This window comes from Candidatus Seribacter sulfatis (assembly GCF_964187635.1).
GTDB classification, from domain to species: Bacteria; Verrucomicrobiota; Verrucomicrobiia; order Opitutales; family Seribacteraceae; genus Seribacter; species Seribacter sulfatis.
Genome location: NZ_CAXLMO010000066.1, coordinates 1 through 4984 on the forward strand (window position 1 = coordinate 1; position 4984 = coordinate 4984).

The following is a 4984-nucleotide window of genomic DNA, read 5'->3' on the forward strand; positions in this document are numbered from 1 at the left end:
ATGACACTTACACTGATGGACAAACAACTTCCAAGACAATTGAAGTTCTCAAAGACCTGAGTCAGGAAAATAGCAATCCATTTTTTCTGGCTGTCGGACTTACTAAACCCCACCTTCCCTTTGTTGCCCCCCAAAAATATTGGGACTTATACGTAAGAGAAGAATTCAGAATGCCAGCTAACAAGAGCATTCCTCCAGGATACCCGATCTATGCGGCTAATCTGTTTGCTTATGAAATGCACAAATACAGTGATTTTGAAGGTAAAAGTCCGAAAGATTTTTCTGATGACACGAATAAACGACTTCTTCACGGTTATGCTGCATGCACTAGCTATGCAGATGCATGCGTTGGTCGGATACTCAATGCACTGGAGAAAAACAATCTCGCAGAAAATACGATTGTTGTATTGTGGGGAGATCATGGATGGAAACTTGGCGATCATTCGAGTTGGTGTAAGCATACAAACTTTGAGTGTGACACTCGTGTGCCATTAATTGTCAGAGATCCTCGACATGAAGGTGGTCAAAAAACCAATCGTCTGGTTGAATTAATTGACTTGTACCCTACGCTTTGTGAACTAACTGGACTTCCAGTTCCGAAACACTGCCAGGGACGAAGTTTTAAAACTCTTCTTTCTGACCCGGAAGCGGGCCACCGACTAGACGCATATAGTTCCTACCCAGCTCTAAAGAACACTGGACACAGCATTCACTTTAAAAACTACCGCTACACAGCATGGCGGGACCCTAAAGGCAATACTGTCGCCCAAGTATTAACTGATCTAAAGTCAGATCCGGGCGAGGTCACCAATTGCATAGATGATCTAGATTACGCCGAGGATTTAACCTATGCTAAAGAAAGGCTAAACCTTCGTATTAATGAGTCCTGTAAACCAAAGCTTTTAAGCGAACCCAAATCGGCACAGAAACAAGTTATCCAAATCAACCCTTCCCCAGAAAACCTCAGGCAATCGATTGATGGATTTGGTGGCTCAATCGCATTTTGGGGAACCCGGGCTGATGATGAGGCGATGGAATATGCATTCAAGGAATTGAAAACTTCTATCCTTCGGGCACAGGGTGAGGTTTCCAAAAAAGGAATTATCGATCACAACCGGGCAATTCTCAAGCGTGCCATGAAATTGAACCCGAAGTTGGAGGTACTGCTTACTTTCTGGCAACCACGCTCCTCCACCCTTCTTAAAACTGAAGATTGGCTCGATGAAATTCAACAAGGAGAAAATAAACAATATTTCTTGAAACCCAAAATGGAGGATGAATGGGCAAAGGAAATTGTTAGCCGTGTAAAACAATACATTGAATGGGGAATCAATGTGACCAATCTAGGAGTTCAAAATGAAACCAATTATTCTCATATTGGAACTCAGACTTGTATCTGGGACCCAAAAAGACTGAGAAACTTTATCGAAACAAAACTAAAGCCAAGACTGGACCAAGCTGGACTCAATCTACTCATCACCGCCCCCGACCTTGCCTATATTGGCTATAAAGGAAGTGAACTTAAACGATTCCTCCCCACTATTCGAAGCACGAAAGTAGACCTTATAGCCTATCACATGTACGATAGTTACAAAGAGGGTACTGATGGTAGCCTTGACATCCTAAGAGAAAACAGTCGCCAAATCGGAATAATCCGAAAAGAAAATTTTCCTAACAAGAAATTTTGGATGACTGAAACCACAGGTGCCCAATGGAATAATGATGTCTGGCACACCTATGGATGGTTTGAAGGTGCTACTGAATTTGATAAAGCCATCTTAGCCGCTCAATATATGCACATGACATTTGCCCAGGCCGAAGCCAACGCATTTTTGTGGTGGGGTCTCCTTTATTCTCTGGCTCCAGATCGCGTAAAACATCTGAAAACCCGACAAAAACACCGTGATGAAGGTCTTGTCCTGGTAGAAGAAAAAAGAGGAGCGAATGGTTATCAAAAATTTCTCGAAAAAACCAAGAAGTTTTACTTCTTTAAACAGTACGCAAATTTTATCTGGAAGGGATCCAAGCGCATTGAAATAAAATCCCCGACTCCCCTTGAAGTAAGCGCTTACCAAACCTATGACAAATCAAGAATCGTGGTGATTGCACTCAACCCATCTGATACAGTTCAGGCAGTCGACCTTAACCTTCCGGAGGGTATGGATTTCAAAAGGGCCTTTCAAACAGATCGAAAATTGAATTGTGAACCGGTACCTCACTCCAGTCCGCTACCAGCTAAATCGATTCGGACTTACATCTACTCCCGCTGAAAAGAAGGAGTTGAATTAAAACGGATTATTCAGATTACTTTTTAGGAATCTCGTTAAGAGTATAGTAAGCAACTTCATGAAGAAGTGGTTGTTCAGTATCTTTCCTGCGAATGCCAGGCATTTTTAATTCGTGCACATGCCCCTTTACCATTCCATCAACTTGTAAATGAACGTGCTTACCATTCTTTCTAGGAATAGCTTTCGTAATCACTGGAACCGTTCCGTCAACCTCTGGACTCCCATATCCCTTTTGATAGATGTATGTGTAGGTCTCCATGGTGTAGGAAGAAATATCGGCCAATGTTTTAATGTCGGCTTCCTGCGTAAAGGTTAGTTCAAAGCCATCAGGCTTCACCCGCATCTCGTGAACCTCGAATGGAACCTTCCCTGTCCAATTTACCCGTTGAAAGGAGAAAGGGCTTTTTCCTCTTGAACCCCATCCACGATTCGTACCACCCGTAAACATACTGCCATCCTTGGCGAACCTCGCCACGATATTACCGGATCCAAAACCTTCGAGAAACGGAAACACCGCACCCTGATAAAATCCATTTACTTTTTCCAGAAATACACGATGCACTTTAGAATGAGTTTGCTCGGAAACAAATAACTGATTTTTGAACGGACCGAATTTCCCATTAGTCTCATCGCATTCAATTCCAGCCGGTGAATTCCCAACCTTTCCATGAGGAAGAACAACCGGCGGAGGTATGAGATCAGGAACTCTCTTTCTTTCAATTTCAATTCGACTACCGGATTCTGGTTCTGGTGGTTGGGGACCTAAAGCATCAGTCAATGCAAAGTATTTGTTGCCTGTAGGGTTTCCCTGAAATCCACCTGGCTTTAAGTGCTTCAAAGAGCTCGAGCCGTTCCATAAACCTTGGTTGTCACAATAAAAAACATCGCCCAAATGATTAAACCCGATCCCTCCAGGTGAACGAATACCATATCCGGTTGGAATGCATTCACCTTCTTCCGTCACACGCATGCACCATCCGCGAAATGGACTCTTATCATCTGCTCCCCCTGAACCCGTAAGACATAAAATCACCCAAATATCTCCGTTTTTATCGTGCCGGGTACCGAACGCATATTCATGGTAGTTCCCGTTGATTCCCCAGTCATCTGCAACCGTTTCAAATACATCTGCCCGCCCATCACCGTCGCGGTCTTTCATACGGGTAACTTCCGGACGCTGAGTAGCATAAAGCCAACCATCTCTCCAAGAAAGCCCTAGAGTTTCATGAAGTCCCCTCGCATATAAAGTCCATGTGGGTGACGGTTCATCTTCCCAGACGCCCTCCCCTACAAAAATATCTCCTCGTCGGGATGCGACCGCCACTTTATTTCCTGGAAGTATTTCGATGCCGCTTACTTCGATTACCTCCCCTGAAGGAAGTGGAATCGTGGTAATGGGATAATAATCGGACTCAACCGGTAAACTTTTAGAATGATCGTCTGCGAATAACTGAGGGGCAACTGCATAAAAAAAAGTTAAGAGAGTGATGAAAGTTTTCATATTTAAAATGTATAGTTTGTTTAGCTGAACCCAATTACTCAGCCCAGGAATAAGTAATTTTTAATTCGGACTTTCCTTCATTAAATTCAATCGGCACCCGAAGTTCACCCTTTTCAGCAAAAACTTCCCCTCCCTCAACAGAAAGAGACAATTCACTATTGGAAAAAGTATCCTTGTCTTTATCAAAATTTCCCTGAGCAAGACGGAAGTAAAGATTTTGAGAATTTCCCTTACCCACAAATTTGAGCGTTCGATTGATAACTCCAGGCTTTTCATCGAAGGAACTGCTAACGGGAACTGGTTTGTCCGAAATAGAAATTTCATCCCGACTGTATTTAAATGTGGGCCTTTGCAACTTATCCAAAACATAGCCATCAAATTCTAGTTCTTTCGTGCGGTATTCGGACTCTGGCCAAATGGAATCTCTTGTCTTTAACTCAGCTATGGCTAAGCCCTCGGGCAACCGGATGACATCATTCCCGGCTGGCGGTTGAAAGCCTTGCCCACGGGCAATCCAATGTCGAGCTCCATCGATAAAGTCTCCATGCCAAATCATTGCTAGTCTCATGTTGTTTGCATCAAAAGCAAGATTCACTCCCTCATGGTAACCCACTCCAATCGCTCGCGGCCCTGCACCATCAATGAAGTTCCGGTAAATGGTTGCTTCCCCCTTTAGAGGTTCGATCAGCATTCCTTCGACAACCTGTCCAGCCTTAGGTGCAGTTTTAGAAAGGGGTTTATTTTTAAAGCCGGGCCCAGTCCATGAGACACTAAGTGCTTCCCCGCCGGCTAGTTCGAAATATTTCACTTCAATATCGTGCTTTCCTTTTTTCAATTCAACCGAACCTGCCTTTGCCTTAATTCCATGAACGCCATCGTTATCGACGATCATCTTGCCATTAATAAAGAGCTGTGATCCGTCATCCGAAGAAATTGTGAAAGAATATTCCCCATCCTTTAAGCATTCAATTTGGCCATTAAAAACAAATGCAAAGTTGTTATTAATCTCACGCATTGAAATATCAAAAAGGCCTGTGGCCAGGGCTCCAGATTTGACTGCTTTAAATTCAGAAAAATTTGGCATCTTACTCCATTTTCCGTGATAAATTTTATAAGTAAGATTGGTGACCGGGTTGGCTTTCTTGGTTATACCCATCACGCCATTCATTAATTGATAATGCCCGGGAAAAGTACA

3 protein-coding genes are annotated in these 4984 nt (G+C 43.3%); 1 reads left to right on the top strand and 2 read right to left on the bottom strand.

The features are described 5' to 3' along the window. A partial coding sequence (locus ACKPQ5_RS06945; RefSeq protein ID WP_407678376.1) for a sulfatase-like hydrolase/transferase occupies positions 1-2270 on the top strand: 2270 nt, incomplete at its 5' end. 34 nt (positions 2271-2304) lie between these two features. Here ACKPQ5_RS06945 and ACKPQ5_RS06950 read toward each other — a convergent pair. Both ACKPQ5_RS06950 and ACKPQ5_RS06955 read right to left on the bottom strand, forming a co-directional pair. Beyond that, positions 2305-3789 carry a hypothetical protein gene (locus ACKPQ5_RS06950; RefSeq protein ID WP_407678377.1) on the bottom strand — a complete coding sequence of 495 codons (1485 nt, stop codon included), beginning with the start codon at positions 3787-3789 and terminating at the stop codon, positions 2305-2307. Positions 3790-3823: 34 nt separating this feature from the next. Further along, a partial coding sequence (locus tag ACKPQ5_RS06955; protein WP_407678378.1) for a PA14 domain-containing protein occupies positions 3824-4984 on the bottom strand: 1161 nt, incomplete at its 5' end.

Coding starts and splice junctions, on each gene's coding strand:
- ACKPQ5_RS06950 (WP_407678377.1), bottom strand. CDS start 3,789: ATGAAAACTTTCATCACTCTCTTAACTTTTTTTTATGCAGTTGCCCCT.